18 protein-coding genes are annotated in these 24,414 nt (G+C 51.1%); 1 reads left to right on the forward strand and 17 read right to left on the reverse strand.

Translation table 11 applies throughout. From position 1 onward, the window contains the following. Positions 1-153: 153 nt before the first annotated feature. The 17 genes from H144_RS0110275 to aspS all read right to left on the reverse strand — a co-directional run bounded on the left by H144_RS0110275 (position 154) and on the right by aspS (position 23,396). The gene (locus H144_RS0110275; RefSeq protein ID WP_019941970.1) at positions 154-1,488 is read right to left on the reverse strand and encodes a capsule assembly Wzi family protein; all 1,335 of its coding nucleotides are present in this window, start codon (positions 1,486-1,488) and stop codon (positions 154-156) included. 160 nt (positions 1,489-1,648) lie between these two features. Continuing rightward, entirely contained in the window at positions 1,649-3,067 is a 1,419-nt protein-coding gene (locus tag H144_RS0110280) for a capsule assembly Wzi family protein (RefSeq protein ID WP_019941971.1), read from the reverse strand. A gap of 38 nt (positions 3,068-3,105) precedes the next feature. Beyond that, positions 3,106-4,107: a sugar transferase gene (locus H144_RS0110285; RefSeq protein WP_019941972.1), complete on the reverse strand. Its 1,002-nt coding sequence runs from the start codon at positions 4,105-4,107 to the stop codon at positions 3,106-3,108. A 338-nt stretch (positions 4,108-4,445) separates the two neighbouring features. After that, positions 4,446-5,513 carry a glycosyltransferase gene (locus tag H144_RS0110290; RefSeq protein WP_019941973.1) on the reverse strand — a complete coding sequence of 356 codons (1,068 nt, stop codon included), beginning with the start codon at positions 5,511-5,513 and terminating at the stop codon, positions 4,446-4,448. A 48-nt stretch (positions 5,514-5,561) separates the two neighbouring features. Next, positions 5,562-6,677 (reverse strand): glycosyltransferase family 4 protein, encoded by a 1,116-nt coding sequence (locus tag H144_RS0110295; RefSeq protein ID WP_019941974.1) that lies wholly within the window; start codon positions 6,675-6,677, stop codon positions 5,562-5,564. A 24-nt stretch (positions 6,678-6,701) separates the two neighbouring features. After that, a complete protein-coding gene (locus H144_RS0110300; protein WP_019941975.1) occupies positions 6,702-9,179 on the reverse strand; it encodes an alpha-L-fucosidase in 2,478 nt (825 codons plus the stop codon). Between the two features lie 11 nt (positions 9,180-9,190). Next, positions 9,191-10,264, reverse strand: coding sequence for a glycosyltransferase family 4 protein (locus H144_RS0110305; RefSeq protein ID WP_019941976.1), 1,074 nt, complete (start codon positions 10,262-10,264; stop codon positions 9,191-9,193). Continuing rightward, positions 10,261-10,992, reverse strand: a complete 732-nt coding sequence (locus H144_RS31685) for a glycosyltransferase family 2 protein (RefSeq protein WP_019941977.1) — start codon at positions 10,990-10,992, stop codon at positions 10,261-10,263. The genes H144_RS0110305 and H144_RS31685 overlap by 4 nt, the downstream gene beginning before the upstream one ends. A gap of 9 nt (positions 10,993-11,001) precedes the next feature. Further along, a complete protein-coding gene (locus tag H144_RS0110315; RefSeq protein ID WP_019941978.1) occupies positions 11,002-12,150 on the reverse strand; it encodes a glycosyltransferase family 4 protein in 1,149 nt (382 codons plus the stop codon). Further along, the gene (locus tag H144_RS0110320; protein ID WP_019941979.1) at positions 12,147-13,604 is read right to left on the reverse strand and encodes a lipopolysaccharide biosynthesis protein; all 1,458 of its coding nucleotides are present in this window, start codon (positions 13,602-13,604) and stop codon (positions 12,147-12,149) included. Before H144_RS0110320 ends, H144_RS0110315 begins: the two co-directional genes overlap by 4 nt. Positions 13,605-13,611: 7 nt before the next feature. Continuing rightward, positions 13,612-14,535 (reverse strand): glycosyltransferase family 2 protein, encoded by a 924-nt coding sequence (locus H144_RS0110325; protein ID WP_169409385.1) that lies wholly within the window; start codon positions 14,533-14,535, stop codon positions 13,612-13,614. A gap of 87 nt (positions 14,536-14,622) precedes the next feature. Next, a complete protein-coding gene (gene rfbH / locus H144_RS0110330) occupies positions 14,623-15,948 on the reverse strand; it encodes a lipopolysaccharide biosynthesis protein RfbH (protein WP_019941981.1) in 1,326 nt (441 codons plus the stop codon). Between the two features lie 133 nt (positions 15,949-16,081). Continuing rightward, on the reverse strand, positions 16,082-17,161 hold the full coding sequence (rfbG, locus tag H144_RS0110335; protein WP_026350576.1) for a CDP-glucose 4,6-dehydratase: 1,080 nt from the start codon (positions 17,159-17,161) through the stop codon (positions 16,082-16,084). Between the two features lie 2 nt (positions 17,162-17,163). Beyond that, positions 17,164-17,934 (reverse strand): glucose-1-phosphate cytidylyltransferase, encoded by a 771-nt coding sequence (rfbF, locus tag H144_RS0110340; RefSeq protein WP_026350577.1) that lies wholly within the window; start codon positions 17,932-17,934, stop codon positions 17,164-17,166. A 51-nt stretch (positions 17,935-17,985) separates the two neighbouring features. Continuing rightward, entirely contained in the window at positions 17,986-19,074 is a 1,089-nt protein-coding gene (locus tag H144_RS31690) for a Wzz/FepE/Etk N-terminal domain-containing protein (RefSeq protein ID WP_019941984.1), read from the reverse strand. 1 nt (position 19,075) lies between these two features. After that, positions 19,076-21,496, reverse strand: a complete 2,421-nt coding sequence (locus H144_RS0110350) for an SLBB domain-containing protein (protein WP_019941985.1) — start codon at positions 21,494-21,496, stop codon at positions 19,076-19,078. Positions 21,497-21,626: 130 nt separating this feature from the next. Further along, the gene (gene aspS, locus H144_RS0110355) at positions 21,627-23,396 is read right to left on the reverse strand and encodes an aspartate--tRNA ligase (RefSeq protein ID WP_026350578.1); all 1,770 of its coding nucleotides are present in this window, start codon (positions 23,394-23,396) and stop codon (positions 21,627-21,629) included. A gap of 92 nt (positions 23,397-23,488) precedes the next feature. Between aspS and H144_RS0110360 the strand changes: the two genes are divergently transcribed. Next, on the forward strand, positions 23,489-24,412 hold the full coding sequence (locus H144_RS0110360) for a hypothetical protein (RefSeq protein ID WP_019941987.1): 924 nt from the start codon (positions 23,489-23,491) through the stop codon (positions 24,410-24,412). Positions 24,413-24,414 lie beyond the last annotated feature (2 nt).

The raw sequence follows: 24,414 nt of genomic DNA on the forward strand, positions 1-24,414 counted from the left end.
ACCAACAAAGGGCAGCGTCAGTAATATGGATAAAAGAAATCTCATAAGTGTGCCCTCACGCCTTTGTCCCTAATGTGTATAATAGCCATCAAAAATAAGTATTACTTTTCTATTATCATATTGAACATTCACGTCGAGTAAGCATTGCTACGGTCAATCCAGAAAGCCGCTTTTACGCAATCCGATGCTTAATCCGTAGGTATTCGGATACAACTCGCCAATATCGGATGATAAGGCGGAATAAACACTGCATCCGTTCAAGATATTTAGATTTTTTTCAGCACTCAGCAATAATGATACCTGCTGCTTAACGCTGTCGAACGGACTGAGGAAGCTCCCCGAATTGCGTGAATAAGTGCCTTTGAAAGCAAGTTTCAAATGTAGCCAGGTGGCGGTCACTCCTGTATGGAACGCCCAAAAACGATTATTATTGGTGAATTCCGACTTATTTCGGGGCAATGAGGTGTCGGTATTGCCCGCCGGCGGCGCCAGGGGCGTGCCGATACCGGACCCGTAATACGACCATCCGCGCTGATACACATAGCTGTTGAAGTAGTTCCCCTTTTCAAATAATGCAAGCTCGGAAATCGGGTAGCGGTTGGTCTGGTTATGCGTGCCGATCACTTCCAGGAGGAAGGAATGGAATGCGAAATAGGAGGAGCCTTTCGGCAGCGGCCTGGTGCGTTTGACGCTCAGCCCGGTCAGGCCGTCTTCGAAATTAGTCGTCCTGAAAAGCGAACCAGTTTCATAAATATTTTGCCGGTACAGGAAGAAATTCCAGTCTTTTCCGTACCATTCACCGCCCAGGTCGAACGTGCCGAAATGGTTTCCTACTTTGCGGTAATCCAGTGTCTTGCCGGAAATGGTGTACCAATAGGCTTTCAGCATGCTCAGTTGATAAAGCGGAATGGTTTTGTCCTCGCCGCCCCAAATGGCCTGGTGGTTGCCGCCAAGGTAAATGCGGTACCGGTGCGAATTGTTGCCAAGCCGTAAATAGAGCTGTTTCTGGTGTAAATAAGTTTCCGGTACGTAAGGCGCGCTGCCGTAGTTAACGCCGCTGCCCCCGAGGTAACCGTCGGAATAAGTGAATTTGAGGGAAACGAAATTGTTGGTAAAATATAGCGGGAAATAGTCCGGCATGGAGATTTGTACCTTGGGATAGGGCCTCGCATTGCCTGCCATCGCCAGCGACCCGGACGAAAGCGTCGTATCCACCAGTCCGGCAGTCATTCTTTTCTGGCCGGCCAGGATTTCCACCTTCCCGATTTTGACGGCCGCGTACAAGTCCGACAGGAAAACATTCTCCGATTTGCCGTAACTCGCAATACCCTGAATGCCCGCGCTCCATTGGAAAAACCGGGGGTTGTGCGGGTTATATACTTTGTAAATGCCGGCATCGGCAATACCGAAGTTGCCGTTCAGCGGAATGCTGCCGTGTTGATTGGCATATTGCCAAAAAGGGGTTTGGGCCGTGGCCCCGGCCGCCATAACGGACGCTTTATAGTATACCGTAGAGTCTTGGGCTTGTAATTCGAAGACGATGAGTAATAGACAAAGGGCCAGGCAAACTCTTATCTGAGAAATTAGGAACGACATTTAGTAAAGATCAAGAAGATGGTCAGCGGAATTCTATGACAAAGTTTTAAAGTTACCAGATAAAGCCAGATTTCCTCCAACTGACCATTAATGCCATATTCTGCGTGTAGAGCTGGCCAAAGTCGGAGGCTATACTTAAACCTAAAATATCGTTGTTCCTATGTAAAAGCGGTGTTTCGATCCTGAACAAGAGCGAGCCCTGGTTCACTTTCGGGCGAATGGGGTAATCGTAGGTGCCCGAATTTTGAGAAAAAGTGCCTTTTAGCAGGAAATTTACTTTGTTCCACGATGCTTCCGCACCCAAATGGTAAGCGACGACCATGTTGTTCGCCGTAAAAAGCGTTGCCTTCGTAAACAAATTATCGCGTGTCACCCGTTGCGAAGGAATCATGGGTGTGCCGAGCCCTTTTCCCCTGTACGACCATCCCTGGTTGTACACGTAATGGTTGAAATAATTGTCTTTCCCGAAAATACCATTCAAATAGTCAAATACCGCACCGCCCTGGTTTTTGGTGTAAAGAAATTCAAAAAGCAGGGTGTTGAACCGGAAGCCGTCCCCATCGGACCGCCTTTTCCGCTTGAATCGCAGGCCGCTCAGACCGTCGGTAACGGAGGAGAGGTTTTTCAGTGAGCCGTCCTCGTAAATGGTCTGCCGGTAGAGGAAAATATCCCATTGGCTGGCCTTCCATTCCGCTGCTACGTCGATCGTCCCGAAATGGTTGCCTACGCGGCTATGGGCCCACGGCTTCCCGAAAATGACGTACCTGTAAGCCTCGCGGGGTTTAAGGCCGCCGGTGAAGATCTTATCCTCGCCGCCCCACATCGCCTGGTGATTGAAACCGGCAAAGAGGTTAAGATGGTGGGCGCGTTTGCCCAGTTTGAAATACAGTGATTTCTGATGCAGATATACGTCGGGAACGCGCGTCACATTACCGTAATCGACCGCGGCCGATCCAAGCAGTCCGTCGGAATACGAGAATTTGAAGGAAATAATGTCATTACCGGGAATGAGGCCGACAAACTGCGGTGTCGAAAGCTGGATTTTGGGATACGGCCGGTAGTTGGGTGACATGGCGATCGGCCCCATTGTGAGCAGGCTGTCGCCCAGGCCCATGAATTCCTTCCGCTGACCGACGGCGAGTTCTACGGGTCCTGCCTTACCGGCCAGAAACAGATCGGTGAAGAACCCGGTCGTTTTTTTACCGGCATATCCTACGAGTTCGGCCCCGCCGGACCATTGGAAAAAGCGGGGATTGTTCTGGTTGTACACGCGGTGAAAGCTCGCGGCTGCTTGTACGAACGAGCCTCTCTCGGGTATCGAACCGTTCTGATTGGCATACAGCCAAAAGGGAACACCGGATGAAGAGCCGGCGGCATTGATCCGGGCTGAATAAAAGAAAGTGGAATCCTGTGAGTAGCTTTTAGTGCAAAGTGCTGCCGTAAACAGCAGCACGAAAAACAATTTCCTCATTCCAGGACTGTTAAGGATACTACGAGGTGTCAGAGGACCTACCGGCCTTTTTTGCCGAAAATGACAACGGCGGTAAGCAGTATGATTTTCAGTTCCAGCGCCAGGGTCCAGTTTTTGATATAATACAGATCATACATCAACTTGTGGCGGGCGTCATACACGCCGGCTCCGTACGAGTACATTACCTGCGCATAACCGGTGATGCCTGGTTTGATGTTGTGGCGCATGTTGTAGTAAGGGATAATCTCGTCGAATGTCTCCGTGAATACCGGGCGCTCCGGGCGAGGGCCGATCAGCGACAGGTCGCGTCTGAAGATATTGATGATCTGCGGAAGCTCGTCGATCCGTGTCAGGCGCATGAATGATCCGTAAGAGAAAATACGCGAATCGTTCTTCTTCGAGAATGAAGCGCCGTTTTGTTCGGCGTCCACCCGCATTGACCTGAATTTGATACAATTAAAATTCCTGTTGTTCATCCCCACGCGCTCCTGGTAGTAAAATACCGGCCCCGGCGATTCGAACTTGATGCGGAAGTAGCTCAGGATCCAGATCGGGAATGTAAGGAGGAAGAGGATGATGGATATCGTGACGTCGATGATTTTCTTGGGGTAACGTACGCGTCTGCCGAAAGTGGGGATCGTCAGCAGGTTGGGGTTGATTTCCGTAACGTCGTCGGGGATATATACTTTTTTGAGGTCCCGTTCGCAGAAATCGTAAACGGTGGTAATGCGGATCGATTTGTTTTTGCGGACTACCAGTTCGTAAATCACGCGGTTACGCCGGTCGTATTGGGGGTTGGTGACCAGGTGTATTTTTTCAAATCTGTCGAGTAATGGCCTTACGGTGTGGTTGAGCAGGTAGTCGTCGTTGTCTGAATGCGGGATCAGGATGATTTCCCGGTATTTTTTCAGGAGCGCGGCCAGGTCGTATTTTTGAAGAAAGTAGTCGTAGCTGGTAACAATCAGGACTTCTTCTGAAACGGCATTTTTGCTTTGAAGCCGATGAATGTACTTGCGGTCAGTTACGTAAGTGTTGCCCATATGTGTGTATTTAATGACTTAGAAATAGTGTGAATTATAGACTATACGTGTGTTCAAGCTACAAGTTTAGGAATAAACTTTTGAAATACGAAATTGTCAACATAGTCAAATCAAATATAATTTTTGGCAGAGAAGGGACTTTGTGCTAAAAATTAATATTTGGTGGAGAAGGGATGAATCTGCTACCAACAAATATAACCAAGGTTTTAACACAAAATATTATTTTACTGTAAAGAATTTTCCCCTTTTTTTTAAACAAATTGTACTTTTTGCTGAATTTCCTGTTTTATGATATTTCCGATAATGGACTGTCACCACTTGTGACCGGCCGCCGTCTTTCAGTTGATGGACTTATACAGCGACAGGTACATCCGGTACATCGCTCCCACGGTGAAATATGCCTCATACGATTTCCGTGCCTCGGTTTTAGCCTTCGTTAATTCCGCCGGATGGCTGGCATAGTGTAGAATTTGTTGCGCAAATTCGCTCGCCGTGTTCGGCAACGCCTTCCCATTCAGCCCGTTAAGTACTTCCCCTACGCCGCCAACATCCGAGGCGATCACAGGTACGGAATAGCACAATGCTTCGAGGATCGACATGGGCATACCTTCGTAGTTGGACGGCAGCATGAACAGGTCGGCGTATTTCAGAAACCGGTGCGCATCTTCCGCCTCGCCCAGGCAATAGGCATTCGCAGGAAGATCGGGCATGTGGTCCTTGTTACCGATCCAGAAAAAATGAATATTCTGATCGGCCAGCAGGTTAGCGACTTCACAAAACAGTTCAAATTTTTTCTGAGGCGAAATCCGGGCAATGCACATGACTTTAAAGCCCGTTTTGGAGCGGATCATGTCCGTAACCCGTTCGTAATCCTTGTCCAGGTTTTCGGGCGTATCGGCGGAATAGTCGGTGATGCCGTTATAAATGTAGGACACGTTCTTTTTAATGCCCTCGTTCAGCAGGTTCTTGTAATCGTATTTGCTTACGCCCACAATATGCTTGGCGCGGCGCTGGAGCACGCGTTCGAGATGCAGGAACTTCCTGAATGCCACCCGGATAGAATCGAAGCCATGTACGGTGTAGATGATCTTTTTGCCGGGAAATGCGAGCCGGCCGAGGATACCTATTTTGGAAGAATGCAAATGCACGACGTCGGGTTTGAAAATCCGGTAAATGCGGCGCAGTTCATTCACCACTTTATGCTCCTTGGAAATGCTGATGGAACGTTGCAGCGGACTGATCTTCCATTGCCCTACTTCCGACGGCAGTACCTTCCACAACTCACCATCCTCCGACGACGCCACCATTACTTCATGACCATCGTTCACCGATTCCCGCGCCAGGTTGATCACCACGGATTGTGCCCCACCGAGTTCCGCAAGCGTGATGACGTGTAAAATTTTCATAATCTCAATAGCAAACCCACTGGAACGAATTGTTTAATAACTCCGGCATCAACGATCGCCGGCATGCACTTTATCGGGCAGGATTTCATCAATATTTTCGATTAATGACTCCGAGTAAGTGCCCACTTGCCTGAAACCGGCGTAACCGTCGCTAGAAATCCGGTCGTACAGATCGGCATCGGCGACCACCGTTTCCAGCTTTTGTAATGATAGCCTGAATGCTTCCGGCGTACTAATATCGGCAAAAACCGCCGTTTGCATGTCCGTTGCGTAGTTGGGAATTTCCCCTACCGCGGTCACAAAACAAACCAGCCCGTTTTGTATCGCTTCGGCTACGCTCATGGCCATTCCCTCGTTGGCGCTGAGCTGAATGAGAAAATGGTGGTTTTTAAATGCTTCCAGTTTCTGGCTGCTGTTGACCTCTCCCCGAAACTGTATCCGGTCTTCGAGCTGCCGGGCGCGGATGTAATCATTCACCGTTGCAAGCATGCCGTCGTCCCGTCCGTAAATATCCAACGTGGCGTCATAGCCCCGGTCTGACAAATATTGAATGGTATCGATCGCGAGTGGGAGGTTTTTTACGGGGTTAATACGCCCGAGGAACATAAATCGTATAGTACGATGATCTAACGCCGGCGCTGTCTTAATTTCCGGCGATTCGGTAATAAAAAACGAGATCACATTGACCGGTATGGCAGGCTTGAAACTGGCCTTGACGAAATCGGCCGTTGCCCTGGAGTCTGTAAATACTGCGTCGGCTTTGCGGATGGCGGTTTGGGTAAAAATACGGTCGAGGCGGTGGAAAAACGCCGTGTTATGCACAAACGAGACAAACCGGGTCTCCGGCCGAAGGGATTTCGTGATAATGCCTAGCAGCGATGCCCGCCACAACGAGCATATCAGCATATCGGGCGCGAAACGCCGGATGAAACCGATCATTTTGAATATGGTGATCGGATAGAGACCGAGCGGGGAGTCGAAAGTATGAAAACAGGCCTTTTCCGCGGGGGTAAGGTGGCTCGTCATGTTCGCGTCGATGCTGCCCAGCACCATGATTTTCAAATCGAATCTTTTACTCAGTTCGGGGACTGCCGACAGCAGGGCCACTTCTACGCCACCGATTTGAATGTCGTGCAGGATGTACAGTAATTTGTTCCTTTTCAATGAATTGGGTGCAATAGTGATGTGTTATTGGCTTACTTCAAATTCCATAATGCCCATTTGTGCGCCTTTTTGCCCGCGGGCATCGGGTTTCAATGCCCTGACCCTGAAATAACGGGCACTGAGATTCTTTAAAGGGAATACGCATTTGATGTCCGAATTGTCCGATTTCTCGGCGATCTTTTCCCAGTTTTTTCCATCTACCGACGAAAATACCTGTAATTCAGTGGCGTAATTGGCTTCTCCGAAATACACGGTCACGGATTTCAAACCGTCGTTTACCTTATTCAGATCCACCAGGAACGTCCACGGATATTTGCCGCCTGCCTGCGCCATCGTCGTTTTGTCGCCGTCGATGCCGTTCTCGGCGTAGAGTGTTCCGCGGGCGGGACCGAGCGAATAACCGTCGTTGTCTTTCAGGAATGCCGTGGTACCGATAGCTAAATTACGATTTCCTGCGTTCGCAACCACTTCATAACGCAGATTTAAAAGCGTACCGATCTTGTCGTCCTGCACCGGATCGCGATCGCCCACGGGGCTCAGGATCGCGTGGCCGGTAATGCGGTAGTCACCTGTTTCCACCGGCGCCTTGAAATCCGAAGCATAGAACTGGTCTTTTTTGTTTTCTTTTGAAACAATCATATACGACTTGCCTGCTTCCAAAATGGTCTCGGGCGTATTCACATAATTGAAACCATCCTCCGCGACTTTCGCCTTGCTGGCGGTGATGGACGTCCGCAGAATGGGGTAATCGTCCTGAAAACGCTTGATGAGAATCGGGTGCGCCGAAGTATTTCCTTCTGCGAACTGGCGGCCGACGGCATGCAGCCGGATCGGTTTCGGGCCGATGGTGATTTTCATGCCGCGGTAATATTCGCGGGCATCGGGCTCGTGGACGGCCGCGGCAGCCGGTGCCGCAAGCGTACGCGCGCTACGTGCGGAAGGCGTACTACGCGTGGATGCGATATTGATCACATAGTCCGCTTTTTTGCTGGCCGGCTTGCCGTTTTCAACGGAAATCGCCCTCACACGCGTCGTTTTGTCCAGTTTCACGGGACCTTTGTAAAGTTTCGCCTGGGGCGAAGGCGCGCTGCCGTCGAGCGTGTAGTAAATCCTGGCGCCGGGTTTGGCGCGAAGCGATAATGTTTGTGCAGTGGTGTATTCGACAGTATCGCTCAGCGATGCTTCCGGTGCAGCGCTCCAACCCTGGTTACCTTTCACAAATGCACCGATTTTTTTCAGGATAGCGGCGTAGTCCGCCGGCATGATTTCGCCGTTGGTCGGGACGGGATAGTTGAGCATATAGGTAGCGCCTACGGCCCAGTTGGCCTTGATATTATTAATGATTGTTTCCGCCGATTTCGGTTCCCGGAGCTTGGGGTCCGTCCGCCACGACCAGGTATTGTCCAGCAAATTATCCACTTCGATCGCCACTTTCTTCCGCACCGAAGCCGGTTTGGCCACTTTCAATGCCGATGCATCGGGCGACATGCCGCCTTCGTAGAGGATCACATCCGTATTGGGATAGCGCAGCACCGTTCCGCCCTGGTCGAGGCCGGGGTTATTGGCACAGATCACGTACGGATTATTGGCCCGCATAATGGGCAGTATTTCATTCCAGGGAAACCATTTGGGATCAAAATCCTTGTGTATTTCCGGTGAGGACGTCACATCGATCCAAAAACCGTCGACGCCCATCAGTACCAGTTCTTTAATCAAACCTTTGTTCAGCGTACCCCAGCTGCCGTCGGCGCCGGTTTCCTGGAAAAGTTTATTGGAAGTATTGTCGGGTGCGAAGTAGGCCACGAATTTGATGCCTCTCTTGTGGCAGGCGGCAATGAGCTCGGCGACGATGTTGCGCTTCGTCTTCATTTCGTACTTACTTGGCGTCGTGGAAGGCCATTGCCGGCTTCCGTCGAAGGATTTGGCTGTGAAATTCAGCACCTTCCCACCCATCGCGGCAATGGCTTCTGCCCAGGCGTCGGCATTGAATTTGGTAATGCGCTTTTCAAATGTGGCCCTGTCTTCTGGTGTGAGCAAGCTTGGCTGCGTGAACGAACCCCATTGTACCATAATGCCGAATTTGGCATCCGCCATCCACTTCGAGCGGTAGGATTCTGCCTGGAATACCAGCTTTTTGGTAGCGGCTGCACCGCCGGCGTCCGTCGCTTTGACGGTGAAATTGAACGTGCCTTCTTTCGTAGCGGTTCCCTGGATTTTACCGTCGGCGGTGAGTTTCAGCCCGGACGGTAAAGTGCCGTTCACCAGTTGCCATTTGTACGGGGCCTTCCCGCCTTGGGCGGCGAATTGGAAATAGGATTTCGGGCCTTCCTCGGTCCACGATTGATACTGTATCCCATCGACGAATGCCGGATAAATGGCGTTTTTCTTATCCTTCATGTACCCCGTGCTCGACGTCGTGGTAATGCTGAGCTGCTGCGCCAGCGTTATCTGGCAGCTGAATAGCAGGATTACAAACGAGTTTCTGATCAATGCTTCCATCATAGCGACATCTTTTATTCAAAAATTTTTTGCCATTGCTGTATGATAGAGGGGAGGTTGAGTAGTTTGATACTTTGGGACTCATAGGCCCGCATTTCCGCCCGGAGCGCGTCGTTGCGCATGAGCGTGGCGAGTGCTTCCGCTAACCTGGGTACATTTCCGGGTTGGACGAGTAACCCGTTTTTTCCTTGTTCGACCAGTTCTTCGGGGCCGGTATCGCAGTCGAATGCCACGATGGGCAGTTTGAATGCCAGCGCTTCGAGCAATACCATCGGCAGCCCTTCGAACCGTGAGCTCAGGCAATAGATCGAAGCATCTTCAAAATAGGCAAATACTTGTTTGGTAGCACCTATCAGGCTCACAGAACTTTCGAGGCGGTAGGCGGCAATTTTTTCCCGGAGCATCGGCGTTTCCTCGCCGTCGCCGATGACCAGCAGTTTCCAGCCGGTCCTGTCGTCCTCAGAAATTTCATGCCAGGCGTCGATCAGCAGGTCGAAGCCCTTTTGTGCGGTGACACGGCCTACCGAAATGACTGTCCTGGAAGGATTTGCCGGTACGTCCCTGATTTCCAGGAACATCGGGTTAGGAATGTGCACAAGCTGTGCTTTGCGGTACCAGGCGCCCTGTTTCCAGAACTGGATGTCGCGAGCCGTGAGGGTAATGATTTTATCCGCAAATAGAAGCGCCAGCTGCCGGGCAAACGACCTGGCCGCGATACCCAGGTTGACCTTGAAATTGAAATGTTCCCAAACCACATGCTTAATGCCCGTCATCGCGAGCGCGGGCACCGAGTAGGTGGCCATGATCGATTCGACTGTTACGAATGTATCGATGTGGTTGTTCCGGACGAATTCCCTGATTTTCCGGGTGGAATAAAGTACTTTTTTGACGCCTTTGAGGTGCTCGATGTGCAGGCTGGTGACTTTCACCGACGGCTCGAACGGAAAAAAGATCTTCTCCGGGTCACCGTAAAGCCCCAGCACGTGGATATGGTAGTTTCTTTTAGCTAATTCATTGATAATGACCGACGCGACGCGCTCTGTTCCGCCCACCGCGGAGATGTTATAAATGAAAAAGACTACATTCATTTCCCTCCTGCCAGACTGTTTTTGAAATTTGAAACTTTCACGCGAAACCAGTAATACGTCCCGACGGCACTTCCGAGATTCTTGTAGACCACTCCCACGATATTCTTTTTGTGCACTGGGTCCACATTCGTGGAACTCATGCCGAGGTCGTTGTACAAGGATATGAGTTTGGGCAGGTATACAAACTGCGACTCGTACCGGCTGTACAATTCAACATTGTAGATGTGGTCGGCCGTTAATTTGTAGTCCAAGTTATATTTCTTTTCCTTATAAATGGATTTCGGGTAAAAAATGGCCTGGTGCGAAATGTTGCGCAATGCGATATTCCACCTGCTGACTTTCCCGGTGTAGATTTGATTACTCTTTTTCAGGTATGTATTGCCATAATAGATGCCGTCGCGCTGAGTCATTTCGGCGGCCACTTCCTCGATAATGGTCGGAGAGGAGAGCACGTCGTCGCAGCCGAGGAAATACACGTAGTCGCCGGTGGCGAGGTCGAGGCCCTTGTTCATGGCGTCGAATATCCCGCGGTCGGCCTCGCTTTTCCAGAGGGCGATCTGCGATGCGTATTTTTGGATGATATCCAGCGTCCCGTCCGTGGAGAGGCCATCCAGGATAATGTACTCAATATGGCCGTAGGTTTGATTGACCACACTTTTAATGGCATTTTCGAGGTCCTGCTCGCCGTTTCTTACAACTGTGATGATCGAGATTCTGGGGTACTGCATAACTTGTTTTTAACGGCAACTTTCCACTTCCCTGACAAAGTTGTCGCGATATTTTGTAATCGTAAAATTCTGGAGAACATGTTCCCGCGCCTGGCCGGTAAGGGTAGCACGGAGGGACGGGTCATTCAGCAGCCGCTCGATCTGCAAGGGCAGGCTGCCGTCGTCGGTGGTGAACAGCAAGCCGGTCCGCTCGTGCTCGACGATTTCGCTGCTTCCCGCGGAGTCAAACGCGACTACGGGCACGCCGTGCATCATGCCTTCGATCGTCACGCGGCCGAGCGCCTCGTTGGGAGAGCACATGAGCAGCACGTCCATCTGGCGGTAAATGCTTTCAATGTCTTTGGTAAAACCGATAAACTTCACGTAATCGGTCATGCCGTTTGATTCGATGTAATGCAGGATTTCGGCGTGGTAGTCCGGATCGCCGATTTCGCCTATAACGTTTAGCTTGACGGGCCTGCCTTTCCGGATGAGTTGATGAATGGCCTTGATCGCCGTCATTTGTCCTTTGGCAGGGTCGATAATGCCTACAATACCTGCCACCGGCGGCTCAGCGGGCGTGCGAGGCGACAAATCGGGCAGTACTTCCTCCACGAGCCCGTTGCAGATCACGACATGCGGCGCGGTAACCCCGGTTTCGATGACGCGCCTTTCCGCGATGCTTTTGGAAATGCAGATCAGCCGGGCAGCCTTATTCGCCCAAAACCGGAAAGATGATTTACCGAAATTGTATTTCAGCGCGTAGTCTTCGTATACAAACTCGCGGATGTGCCAAAGGTGCTTCCGGCCGGAGAAGAACGACACCATCGCGCCGATGAATATCACCGACGAATTGGTATGTATCAGCGTTACCTTTTTCCGCACTACGAGTGCAGCAATGTACAATGCGGCGGCAATGTTGAATGCAAATCGTTTGACACTGTGAAACCATTGCGGGAACCTGGGAACCTTGTGAATGTCGTTGGTAAAGGGGATCACATCGTATTCGATCCCGTTTTTGGCCAATTCCTTCACAAAATCACCGTCCTCCCGGCATATTACCCACCAATCGATTTGCTCGCGGCTTGCTTTCAGCAACGTCAGCAGCGAGCGATTGGCGCCGTAAAGGGTGCCATAATGGCTGAATGATAATATTTTTGGCTTCGGGCTGATCCTCATGACTTACTTTTCAGGTGGCTGAGTTTTTTGACATAAGGTTCGATGAGGGGAAAATTGAATGCGGCCATGACAAGTCCCATCATACAAAGTTTGATCCCCAGCGAAATGATGAGCATATAAGGCCCGGTAACCCAATGGCGGGTGAGGTTTCCTTCGGCAAGATAAGCTAATACGAGCACGATCACAGCGGGCATTTGCCGCACCAGCAGCGCATACAGTTCGATCATGTGCTGTCCGAGCACGATCTTGATCAGAATATAGTACCCGACCGCGAAATTGATATAAAAAGAAACAACCAGCAACATTGCCGTCTGTTCCAGCGATTTGAAGTACATCACGCCCACGAGAATGGAGAGGATCATGATCGAACCGGAAATGAGGCCGGAAATGAACAGCAGGTCGGTGCGGCCGGCGGCCTGGTAAATGGAGCCGCTGCTCGACAGGATCATCTGGATCCATATCGAAAGGCTCAATATGCGGAGAATGGGCACGACTTCGAGCCATTTTTCGCCCAGGAAAATGTGGATGATCTCCGGGGACGCGAAGTAAATGAATGCGGAAATCGGTAAACCGAGTATGGCCAGCAGTTTCACGATTTTGATGTACTCCTGGAAAATTACCGTCTTGTTGTTCTGGTATTTGGCTAAAATCGGGTGGATTACCGGCGTGATCACATGCGTGAGGTTCGCGATCGGGTACATCATGAGCTGGTAGGCCTGGTTGTAAAGGCCGAGCCCTGCATTGCCGATGTACTTACCGATGAGGATGTTGTCCAGGTTGCGGGAAAAGTAGTTGATGAAATTGAATGCAAACTGGTAAGACGAGTATTTGGCCACACCCCGGATACCGGAAAACGAAATGCCCGACTGTATTTTCAGCCCCGAATTGGCAAAATAGAGCAAGAATACCAGCAGGCTGTAAGCAATGGAACGCCACACGATGGAGTAGAAGCTGAAATGCTGATAGGCGAGTACTATGGCCAGCGAGCCGGTAAAGAAGGCGCTCCCGACGTCGATCAAGCCGATCGTTTTGAATGCCTGCGCCTTGATGAGCATGTTTTTGGGCACGATGGCGAGTGCGCTGAAAAACACCTGAATGGCCAGCAGCTGGCTGATGGGGATGTAGACTTTGTCGTTATAGAAAGAGGCGATACCGTAAGAAAGCAGCGCAAAGGCACCTGCGAGCACGACGCTGAGCAGCACGCTTATCTTGAATATATCAGAGAAATCCTTATTGTTGAAGTCCTGGTTCTGAATAATGGCTGCCCCGAGGCCGATATCGCTGAGAATGTTGAAAAAGGTAATGAAAACGGTTACCACGCCCACAATCCCGAACTCGGCAGGCGATAATAGCCGTGCCAGTACTGAATTTACAACCAGTCCCAGTAGTATTCCGCTGTATTTCGTAATAAAAATGATCGCCGCCCCTTTCCTGATTTCCTGCTGAACTTTCATTGACCCGCTATTTTAGGATAAGTTTCAATTTGGTGGCAACGAGCAATGCGGGTACCGACAACGTAAACAGCGCTGTCGCATTCGGACAAAACGCAATATTCTTCAATGCTTTGAAAAAAACTTTATTACCGTGGGCTTTGTACATCATAAACCGCCAATATTGGTGCAGCATGAAATTGAATTCGAGTTGGAAGCGCTGTAAATAGGTAACAGGCAGCTTTTTGAAATTATCGAATGCATCGTTCACCAGGCCGTCGTGTCCGTAACCCCAGTCTTTTTTCTTCACGGGCTGCGTTACCAGCACCGGGTTTTGAGAAATAGCATACACTTTCCCCGTCCACGCGCTGATCGCCACGAAAAAGATGAACAGGTACATATTACTCACTTTGTATTTATCATATTCGCGCAGCAGGTTTTCACGGTGGAATACCAGCCCGCTCAGCTGATGGCCTTTCCAGGCATTTTCGAGTACCGAATCGTAGCCGGCAGCAAAAGTCAGCGTCGGACCGATCTGCTGCCGCGAGTTGGCAACAATATCCCCATCCACCGACACCGGTACGTAGTTGGGTACAATAGCAGTTAAGGCCGCGTCCCGGTGCATGATACTCATGCATTCCGACAAATATTCATAACTGATATAGTCATCGTCGCCCAGGTACATCATATATTTTGCCGTGCTTTTTTCCAGCACAAAAAGGCAGTTCGCCACGCCGCCCTTATTCGTTTCATGTTCGTACACCGTGATACGCAGGTTCATACGCGCCTGCACGGCTTTCAGGTCCTCAATGGTCGTGTCGGTAGAGGCATTGTCGGAGATGATCAGGTCGATTTCATTCTCCCAGCCGCCCCTTGTGACAATGTCGTTGAGTATCTCAATGTTTTTGATCAAAAACTCCGCGCGGTTGTACGTGGGAATCAAGATATTTAGCATGTGTACGCGGTTATTTACGGAATGGTTGCCGGAAGGCGCCTGCATTGTGAACAAATCGGCGGCCTCCCTCCGGCATATACCCGTAAGCTAGGAAATATTTTGAATGTATTTCGATATAACGTCTTGAATATAAGCGTAATGGTCTTCGGTTAGCCCAGGCCATACGCCGAGCCAGAATGAACGGGTCATAATGGTGTCGGTATTCGTCAAATCGCCCACCACGCGGTGGTTAATGCCCTTATAAGCTGGCTGACGCAGGAGGTTACCCGCAAAAAGCAGGCGCGTGCCTACCTTGTTTTCTTCCAGGTATGCCTGCAAATCGGCGCGGTCGATCGGGCTGTTGTCGCGGAGCGTCACCATGAACCCGAACCAGCTCGGATCGCTGTGCGGCGTGGCTTCGTGTAGGATAAAATGCTCTTCGAATGGTTTGAGGTATTGATAAAGCAGTTTGTGGTTCTCGCGGCGGCGTTCTACAAACAGGTCTGCTTTTTCCAGCTGACTTAGTCCGATTGCGGCCTGCATATCGGTTACTTTCAGGTTAAAACCGATGTGCGAGTACGTATATTTATGATCGTAGCCGAATGGAAGGTCGCCCAATTGCCATTCGAAACGTTTGCGGCAGGTGTTGTCCTTGCCGGTTTCGCAATAGCAATCGCGTCCCCAGTCGCGAAAGCTTTCGACGATCATTTTCAATTTCGCATTGTTGATCAGCACGGCACCGCCTTCACCCATGGTGATATGGTGCGCCGGGTAGAACGACACCGTTGCGAGGTCGCCGAATGTACCTGTTTTACGGCCGCGGTAGGTCGCTCCAAGTGAATCGCAGTCGTCTTCGATCACCCACAGGTTGTATTTTTTCGCGACCTCCATCACCGTATCCAGGTCGAACGGGTTGCCGAGGCTATGCGCGATCATGATGGCTTTGGTTTTGGGGCTTACGGCCTGTTCGATCATTTCCGGCTTGATATTGTAAGTCGGAATGTCGACGTCCACGAACACCGGCACGGCGCCGTACTGGATCATCGGGTTCACGGTCGTAGGAAAGCCGGCAGCCACGGTAATGACTTCGTCGCCCGGTTTGATCTGCCGGTCGCCGAGCTTGGGTGACGTCAGCGCGTAGAATGCACAAAGGTTTGCCGACGAACCGGAATTGACCAGGATCGAAGATTTTGAACCAAAATACTTGGCAAACTGGTATTCGAATTTTTTACCGAAACGCCCGGTTGTGAGCCAGCCGTCCATCATCGAGTCGATGCCCAGGAGCAGGTCGCTTTCGTCCACGATCTTGCCGGTGACGGGGATATAGTCTGTGCCGGCCTGGATTTCGCGTGTCGTTTTCTTCTTAAGAATGGGAAGTAGCTGGGCGATCAGGTCGCTATCGAGGTTATTGATTTGTGCCAGTATTTGTTCCATCAGTATGTATTAATGGGGTCAGATTTCGCCATGCCCCGCGTTATGTGTTTGTATTTCGATTGATTAATGAATGCGCTTAAATGCAGGTACGGGCCTGACGCCCGCTCTGTTTCACATCGAAGTGAATACCTGCTCAAATGCCACCGAATTCCGTGATCTGGGCGCTGGTAAACGGGATGATCGCATCCGTTTGCCTTGCATTGCGGTACCAGGCCAGGGTTTTTTCAATGGCTTGTGCGGCATTATACCTGGGCTTCCAGCCGAGGATATTGGTAGCTTTGCTGATATCGAGTTTCAGCAGGCCGGCCTCATGCGGTTGCCCCGTTACGGCGGAATGGTTATAGTTGCCGTGGCCCCAGATTTTCAGGGCGGCATTCACCAGTTCCTCAACGGTCAGGTTGTCTTCCGGCTGCGGGCCAAAGTTCCAGCTGTCGGAAAATTCGGTAGGATTATCGATAAGCTTCGTTCCCAGGTGCAGGTAACCGCCTACGGGTTCAAGCACGTGCTGCCACGGACGGATGGCGGCCGGGTTGCGCACGGCCACTGGTTCGCCCGCTTGCAATGCCCGCACGATGTCGGGAATGATCCGGTCTTTGGCCCAGTCGCCCCCACCGATCACGTTTCCGGCCCTTGCGCTGGCAATGGCTTTGCGGTGTATGTGGTAGGTTTTGGTATTGAAAAAAGAATTCCGGTAGGAGCTCACCACCAGCTCGGCGCAGGCCTTGCTGGCACTGTAAGGGTCATAACCACCCAGCCGGTCGTTTTCGCGGTAGGGGTATTGCCATTCCATATTTTCATACACCTTGTCGGTGGTAATGCATATCACGGCACAGGGCTTGTCAAGCGCCCGTGCGGCGTCGAGCAGGTAAGCTGTTCCAATGGCATTGACGGCAAATGTATCGGAAGGAATGTCGTACGACAGCCTCACGAGCGGCTGCGCGGCCAGGTGGAAGATGAAATCGGGCTGGAATGCGACGATTTCCTGTTCGAGCCGCGCTTTGTCCCTGATATCGGCGATCACTGACTCGCAAAGCGAATCCCCCTCAATGGACGGGTATAAGTCTGAATCGTTTTCAGGAGCGAGCGAGTAACCTTTTACCTGGGCGCCCAGGAGATGTAGCCAGTAAAGAAGCCATGAACCTTTGAAACCTGTATGCCCTGTTAAGAAGACTCTTTTGTTTTTATAGTAATGTGTTAAGTGTCGATAATCCATTTCTACCAGTTTTTCCAAGGAGCCTTACCCGAATCCCACAGATGTTGTAAATCATATTTGTCTTTGAGCGTATCCATCGGGCGCCAGAAGCCGTGGTGTTTGTAGGCCATCATCTGGCCCGCTCTTGCTATGTTTTCCAATGGTTCCTGTTCGAAGACCGTGCTGTCATCCGCAATATACTGCAATACTTCCGGTTGGCAGACAAAAAAGCCTCCATTTATCCAGGAGCCGTCACCTTTCGGTTTTTCAAGGAAAGAAATCACATTCTGGGAGTCGGACAGGTTCAATGCCCCGAAACGTCCCGAAGGCTGCACCGCCGTTACGGTAAGAAGTTTGTTGTTATCCTGGTGGAATTTAACCAGTTCCGCGATATTGATCGTGCCTACGCCGTCGCCGTAGGTGAGCATGAACGGTTCATCGTTGAGGTATTTGGCGACCCGTTTCACCCGTCCGCCGGTCATGGTGTCCTGGCCGGTGTCCACGAGCGTCACTTTCCAGGGTTCGGCTTGTGAATTATGGATCTCCATCTTGTTGCCCGACATGTCGATGGTCACATCCGACTGGTGCAAAAAGTAGTTGGCAAAGTATTCCTTGATCACATAACCTTTGTATCCCAGGCAGATAACGAATTCGTTGAATCCATGGGACGAGTAGATTTTCATGATGTGCCAAAGGATGGGGTTGCCTCCGATCTCCACCATGGGTTTTGGTTTTACAACCGTTTCTTCTGATAAGCGTGTGCCTAAGCCTCCTGCTAGTAATACAACTTTCATTGCTTATGATTTGCTAATTGGTTACGGTTTTCGCAAAGACCGTGCGCGGCATTATTCCCTCGCGCCTGAAACGATCTTTTGTATCACTTTTTCTTTAAAGAGGAGGATGTAGAGAATGGCAAAAAAGCCGCCGAGAAATCCGGCGATGAGCCCGATGCGCAAGCGTTTCGGACTGCTTTTGAATAGGGGGACTTTAACAGGTTCGAGCACTTTGAAAACAGGCCGTTCTTCTTTCACACTCACTTTCGCCTGCTCGTAGCGCCGTACGAGATCGCTATATAACGATTCGGATAATACGTATTCCGCCTGCAAACGCTGTTCTTCGATTTTGGCGGTATTGGAGAAGATGTTTCTGTTTTGATCGCGGTAGCTTTGAAGCGCATATTCTGCGGAGCGCAGCCGTGCTTTGGCTTCCTTCACACGGTCGCCCAGGAGTACTTCGCGCTGGGTAGCCTTGGAAGAGCGGTAATCCTCGACGTAATCGACAAGGTATTTTTGCGCCGCTTCCACGATGATCGCTGAAACGAACGGATCGATCGTTTCGGCACTGATTTCGATCACGCCGCTTTTTTGCTCCACCTCGGCGGACAGCAATGAAATGGCGGATGAAATCTGAGATTGCTCAGCAAGCGAATAGGAGAGTATGCCTTCCCGCGATAGCTTGACTTCCTTCACAGGCTGCTTGGGAGACGAAGAGAATAATCCCGACAAAAGTCCCGGTTTACGCTGCGCTTTCATGAAATCGAGCAGCGTTTTGTAGGATTTGTTTTCCTGGTCCACCACCGGCTGTTTGAGCAGATATTCACCGAAAGGCGAGCTCTGCATGATCGTCGGGTAGAGGTCGGGTTGCAGTTTTTCGGCACCGTCGCCGTTCAGGCCGGCATTCAGCAATGAGAACGAACCTCTTTTGGAAGTACCGTATTCCGGCAGGAGGCTTACTTTTGCTTCGTATCTCTTGGGAAGCAAAAAGCTGTACAAAACCCCCGCGATAATTGATATGACCACGACCACGATCAGGAATAAAATATACTTCCTGACGAACAGAATGATATCTGCAAACCGTATTTCAGTAGCATTGAACGACCTTTCCTGGCTGGCAGGAGCAGTTACTTCGGGCTTTCTTTCTGGATGGGATATCATGTTAATTTCTGCTCAGGGTAATTGCAGCCAGTGTGATGGTACTTATCATCGATGCAATGAATGAGAACAATGCAACGCGCTCGCCAGGGGTCCGCTCACGTTGCGGCTCGGCCACTTTGATCGGCACGGTCACCACAGCGCCGGGTTCCACTTTGGGGAATGACCTGAAAAACAGGAAGTTTCTCGTGCGGTGGGTGCGGCCATTGGGATACGACACGTATACGCGCTTTTTCCAGCCTTGCTCGGTATAACCGCCTGCTTGCGAAATGTAGTCGTCGTAGCCAAACTTGGAATCGAAGTTCATCACCGACGGGTTGTGCACGCCGCCCTGAATGCGCACCGTTTCGAGGCGCCGCGGGATAATGAGCGTGTCGCCGTGCATGAGCAGCAGGTTCGCTTGAAGCGAGGGTTTGTTGGTGACGGCATCAATATCGACGGCGATCAGTTCCTGATTCCGGTAAAAACGGGCGCCAGGCAGATAAGCTTCGGGCCGGAGGCCTCCTACTTTGCCCAAAAGGTCTGAAATGCGTTCGAAATTATTGATAATGGTGTAGCTGCCCGGGTATTTCACTTCGCCGATAATGGTTACCGCTTTCTGTGCCTCATATCTTGGCGATTTGCGCACCACGACGATGTCCTGTGGCTGCAATTTGAATTTCTGGTCTTCCGGGTTCAGCACAAGGTTGTCGGCCACGTCGATCGTGAAAATGCGGACGTTTTGCGATGTGGGCAGGTCCAGCGTATCATTTTTCACGCGGCGCGATACTTCAATGCGGTAAGGGATACCGCCTTCGGTGTAGCCGCCCGCCTGGAAAATAAGGTCGGCGATCGTAATGTCCTTGTAATAGTAGTAGTTGCCCGGATTGATGATCGATCCTGAAACGGTCAGGAAGGTAAATTCTTTCAGGTCTTCCACCGATTTGACCGTCAGGATGTCGCCTGCCAGCAATGGAATGTCCTCGATTTCACCGTTAATGAGCTTTCTGAGGTCGATGGCCACGATACCGGTTTGCGTTTCGCCGCTGGACCGTTCGAGGATCGCACGGTTGAGGAATGCACGCGGGCTGATACCCTGCGCCATTTGGATCAGTTTTAAAACCGTATTGCATCGTTCTTCCAGGGCGTACGGGCCGGGAAGCGTCACCGCTCCGCGCACTTCCACCTGATTGCTGACAATGTCCAGAATGCGTTTCACATTGAAAATGTCACCATTCCGCGGCGCGAATGATTCCACTTGCAGGGAATCGACGCTACCAATCATGTAATTGGTGCCGGTGTTGCGCTGGTAGGTAAATGTTTTGGTATAAGCCTCCGGGGTAAATCCGCCTGCATAACGGATAAGGCTCATCAGACTTTCGCCTGCTTTGCTCTCAAAAATACCCGGACGTTTTACCTGCCCGTTCAGCTCGACGCGTGTCTCAAATGGCCGGATAAGGATGATGTCCTGGTCTTGCAGGGCGATATTATCACGTAAATCGGCATCCACCAGGAAACGGTAAAGGTCGATTTTTTTGATGACGTTGTTGTTTCTTACAACTTCGATATTCCGGTAGGAGCCGTTTCTGCCGGGCCCGCCGGAAAGTGAGAGGACGTTGAATGCCGTCGCAAGCGAAGAAACCGTGTAAGTACCCGGCCGGGCCGCTTCACCGGTGATCATCACGCGGATGCTGCGGACATTGCCGAGCGTAATGGAAGAGTACGTCCCCGAACCCGGGCGGTTCAATGACGAATATGCCTGCCGCAACCGGTTAACGATCCGTTCGCTGGCTTGCTCGATCGTCAGGCCATTGATATAAACCGGCGCCAGGTTAAGCATTTTTACAGTTCCTTCCGGGCTGATCTTCATGCGGAAGTTATCGACCGCATTTCCATAAATATCGACTACGATTTCGTCTTCCGGCCCCAGGATATAGTTTCTCGGGGTAGCAATGCGCAGGTTCGGCTCAAATGTAGAAGACGATCTCGCGAAAAATGATGCGCCGAAAGTGCGGTTCAGCCGACGGCTCCGGGAGCGGCGCGCATTGGTTGAATCGCGTTCGTTGTTGGATTCGTCGTCGAGCTCGTCGGCGTCGTCCTGGTCGCGGGTTTCGTCCAGCTCGTCCCGGTTAGGGTCTTCTACCTGCTTTTCTTCCGGCTTTTGTTGCAGCCGTTTGCGCATGGTGGATATCTGATCCAATGTATAACCTCTTTGCAGCGCCGCCCTTTCGATATCCATATCCGACATCCCGGCAGATTTTGCCTGGTTGTAAAAATCGACCGCCTGCTGGTTGGTCACTTTCGACGGGTCAACTTTTTGCGTCGGGTCAGCGATGGGAAGCTGTGGAGATGTATTGTTTTGGGCCCAAACCCCGATGCTGGACAAGAGTAACAGCAACAAAAGGGTATTCCTGAAATAATTGCTCACAAAGGATTGATAATGCATGCAGTGTTTTAATTACGATCAGGGCCTTTTCCGGTTCCGGATGGCCCTGGGTTAAATTTATAACAAGCTCGGGGCAAATCTACAAAATCTTATTTTATTAAAATTATCTCGCAGATTGATATCATTTCAATCAGGAATTGGCGATTTCCGTACGGATTGCCAGCTCCTTCAACTGTGCTTCGGAGATCGTCGAAGGGGAATCGATCATCACATCGCGGCCGGAATTGTTTTTAGGGAATGCAATAAAATCCCTGATTGAATCCGCACCGCCAAAAATAGAGCAAAGCCTGTCAAAACCAAATGCAATACCTGCATGCGGAGGCGCGCCGAATTCAAATGCATTCATGAGGAAACCAAATTGCTCCTGCGCTTCTTCGGGTGAGAATCCGAGTATTTCGAACATTTTCCGTTGCAGTTCTTTTTCAAAAATCCGCACGGAACCTCCGCCCACTTCAACGCCATTGATCACCATATCGTATGCATTGGCCCTTACCAGTCCCAAATTTTTATCCAGCAAATCGATATCCTCCGGTTTCGGGCTGGTGAACGGATGGTGCATCGCGAACCAGCGGTTTTCTTCTTCGCCGAATTCGAGCAGCGGGAAGTCAACTACCCACAATGCACGGTATTCCTCGGGGTTACGCAAGCCCAGGCGCGAGCCTATTTCAAGGCGCAGTTCACTGAGTTGCTTGCGCGTTTTGTCGCCCTGGCCGGAGAGGATCAGCAAAAGGTCTCCCGGCTTGGCATCAAACGCTTCCACCCATTTTTTCAGCTCTTCTTCCGTATAGAATTTGTCTACGGACGATTTGATTGACCCATCGGTATTGTAACGCACGTACACGAGGCCTTTCGCACCGATTTGCGGGCGTTTGATCCAGTCGGTCAGTTCGTCTACCTGTTTTCTCGTATAGCCTGCGCATCCGGTCGCATTGATACCTACTACCAGGCCCGCATCGTCGAACACGCCGAAGCCTTTGCCCGACGTAAGATCGCGGTCATCGCCTTTCAGCTCCACAAACTGCATATCGAAGCGAATGTCCGGCTTGTCCGAACCGTAAAGACGCATGGCATCCGCGTAGGTCATACGCGGTACTTCCGGCAGGGCAATGCCTTTTACTTTGTCAAAAAGCTCGCGGATCATGCCTTCGAAGGTATTCAGCACGTCTTCCTGCGTTACGAACGACATTTCGCAGTCGATCTGGGTAAATTCAGGCTGGCGGTCGGCACGCAAATCCTCGTCGCGGAAACACTTCACAATCTGATAGTAACGGTCGAAGCCGGCCACCATCAGCAGCTGCTTGAAGGTTTGCGGCGATTGCGGCAATGCGTAGAACTCGCCCGGGTTCATGCGGCTCGGCACCACGAAATCGCGGGCACCTTCCGGCGTGGATTTGATCAGGACCGGGGTTTCTACTTCGATGAAATTCAGGTTATCGAGGTAGGCGCGGGTGTAGCGTGCTACCTGGTGGCGGAGTTGCAGGTTTTTGCGTACCACGTTCCGGCGAAGGTCGAGGTAGCGGTATTTCATGCGGATATCATCGCCGCCGTCGGTCTCGTCCTCGATCAGGAACGGGGGTAGTTTTGCCGGGTTCAGAATGCTCAGTTCCGACACACGGATTTCAATGTCGCCGGTCGCTATTTTATCATTTTTAGCCAAGCGTTCGATCACCGCACCTTTGGCCGAAATCACGAATTCGCGGCCCAGAGAGCGGGCGGTTTCCAACACATTTGCAGGGGTTTTGCCCTCCTCGAAAAGAAGCTGGGTGATGCCGTAACGGTCACGCAGGTCGAGCCAGATCATGCCTCCTTTGTCGCGGACGCGCTGAACCCAACCACATAATACAACGTCTTGATTTACATGTCCTAAGCTTAATTCCCCGCAGGTATGTGTACGTAACATATAACTATTTTAATACTGATATAATGAAAGTCGCTGATAATAAATGCGGCAAAAGTACGTATTTTTAGCAAATCTAACATGAAGTGTTTTTTATGAAAATATATGACAGCGTGAGCAGGCAAGCGGGAATGGTACTTTCAACACTTGTTTTTTGCGCAACCTGTTCATGCAGCGATCCCGAACCCTCACCGGGTGGAGGCGGGCTGTCGGACCAGTTCGAGACCGCGCCCGAGCAGTTCCCCATCACACCGGGCATCATCGACGAAGCATCGGGCCTCGCTGCGAGCGCGACCCTCGGCGGGTACCTCTGGACGATCCAGGATTCGGGCCAGCCGAACTCGCTGTACCTGATCAGCAGGGACGGCAAGAGTATCAAGGAATATAATGTACCCGGTAGCAATAATCACGACTGGGAGGAAGTAGCCGTGGGCCCCGGCCCCGACAATGGGTTGTCGTACGCATACATCGCGGATATTGGCAATAACAACCAGCCCGTCACCGCCACCAACGTTATTTACCGCGTTCCCGAGATCACCGGCGCCGACGGCGCATTCAGCCAGAATGCATTGCAAAAGATCACATTCAGCTATCCCGACGGCCCCCGCGACGCCGAATCGATCATCGTGGACCCGCAGACGAAGGATATATTCGTGCTTTCGAAGGAAATGCAGAATACCAATATCTACCGCCTTGCCTATCCGCAGTCCACGAGTGATGTTTCCGTGGCCGAAAAAGTGGGGACCGTTCCCGGTGTGGCATTGGCCACGGCGAGCAGTATTTCCAAAGACGGCAGCGAGATCGTCGTGCGGACTTACCTGGGCGTGTATTACTGGAAAAGAAACTCCGGCGAGAGCGTCGGGCAGACGCTGACGAAATCCGCGACAAAGACTTTGACAGTCGCACTTGAACCGCAGGGCGAGGCCATCTGTTTCGAGAATGATGGCAAGGGCTTCTACACATTGAGCGAAAAGGGTAATGCCGCCAGCGTTTCACTGAATTTTTATAAGAGAAAATAATC

Origin of the sequence: Dyadobacter beijingensis DSM 21582, assembly GCF_000382205.1 — a bacterium.
GTDB lineage: Bacteria > Bacteroidota > Bacteroidia > Cytophagales > Spirosomataceae > Dyadobacter > Dyadobacter beijingensis.

Bases quoted from the DNA above. Each gene is read 5' to 3' on its own strand.
- H144_RS0110275 (WP_019941970.1), bottom strand. From the start codon at position 1,488: ATGGCGGCCGGGGCCACGGCCCAAACCCCTTTTTGGCAATATGCCAAT.
- H144_RS0110280 (WP_019941971.1), bottom strand. From the start codon at position 3,067: ATGAGGAAATTGTTTTTCGTGCTGCTGTTTACGGCAGCACTTTGCACT.
- H144_RS0110285 (WP_019941972.1), bottom strand. From the start codon at position 4,107: ATGGGCAACACTTACGTAACTGACCGCAAGTACATTCATCGGCTTCAA.
- H144_RS0110290 (WP_019941973.1), bottom strand. From the start codon at position 5,513: ATGAAAATTTTACACGTCATCACGCTTGCGGAACTCGGTGGGGCACAA.
- H144_RS0110300 (WP_019941975.1), bottom strand. From the start codon at position 9,179: ATGATGGAAGCATTGATCAGAAACTCGTTTGTAATCCTGCTATTCAGC.
- H144_RS0110305 (WP_019941976.1), bottom strand. From the start codon at position 10,264: ATGAATGTAGTCTTTTTCATTTATAACATCTCCGCGGTGGGCGGAACA.
- H144_RS31685 (WP_019941977.1), bottom strand. From the start codon at position 10,992: ATGCAGTACCCCAGAATCTCGATCATCACAGTTGTAAGAAACGGCGAG.
- H144_RS0110315 (WP_019941978.1), bottom strand. From the start codon at position 12,150: ATGAGGATCAGCCCGAAGCCAAAAATATTATCATTCAGCCATTATGGC.
- H144_RS0110320 (WP_019941979.1), bottom strand. From the start codon at position 13,604: ATGAAAGTTCAGCAGGAAATCAGGAAAGGGGCGGCGATCATTTTTATT.
- H144_RS0110325 (WP_169409385.1), bottom strand. From the start codon at position 14,535: ATGCTAAATATCTTGATTCCCACGTACAACCGCGCGGAGTTTTTGATC.
- rfbH (WP_019941981.1), bottom strand. From the start codon at position 15,948: ATGGAACAAATACTGGCACAAATCAATAACCTCGATAGCGACCTGATC.
- rfbG (WP_026350576.1), bottom strand. From the start codon at position 17,161: ATGGATTATCGACACTTAACACATTACTATAAAAACAAAAGAGTCTTC.
- rfbF (WP_026350577.1), bottom strand. From the start codon at position 17,934: ATGAAAGTTGTATTACTAGCAGGAGGCTTAGGCACACGCTTATCAGAA.
- H144_RS31690 (WP_019941984.1), bottom strand. From the start codon at position 19,074: ATGATATCCCATCCAGAAAGAAAGCCCGAAGTAACTGCTCCTGCCAGC.
- H144_RS0110350 (WP_019941985.1), bottom strand. From the start codon at position 21,496: ATGCATTATCAATCCTTTGTGAGCAATTATTTCAGGAATACCCTTTTG.
- aspS (WP_026350578.1), bottom strand. From the start codon at position 23,396: ATGTTACGTACACATACCTGCGGGGAATTAAGCTTAGGACATGTAAAT.
- H144_RS0110360 (WP_019941987.1), top strand. From the start codon at position 23,489: ATGAAAATATATGACAGCGTGAGCAGGCAAGCGGGAATGGTACTTTCA.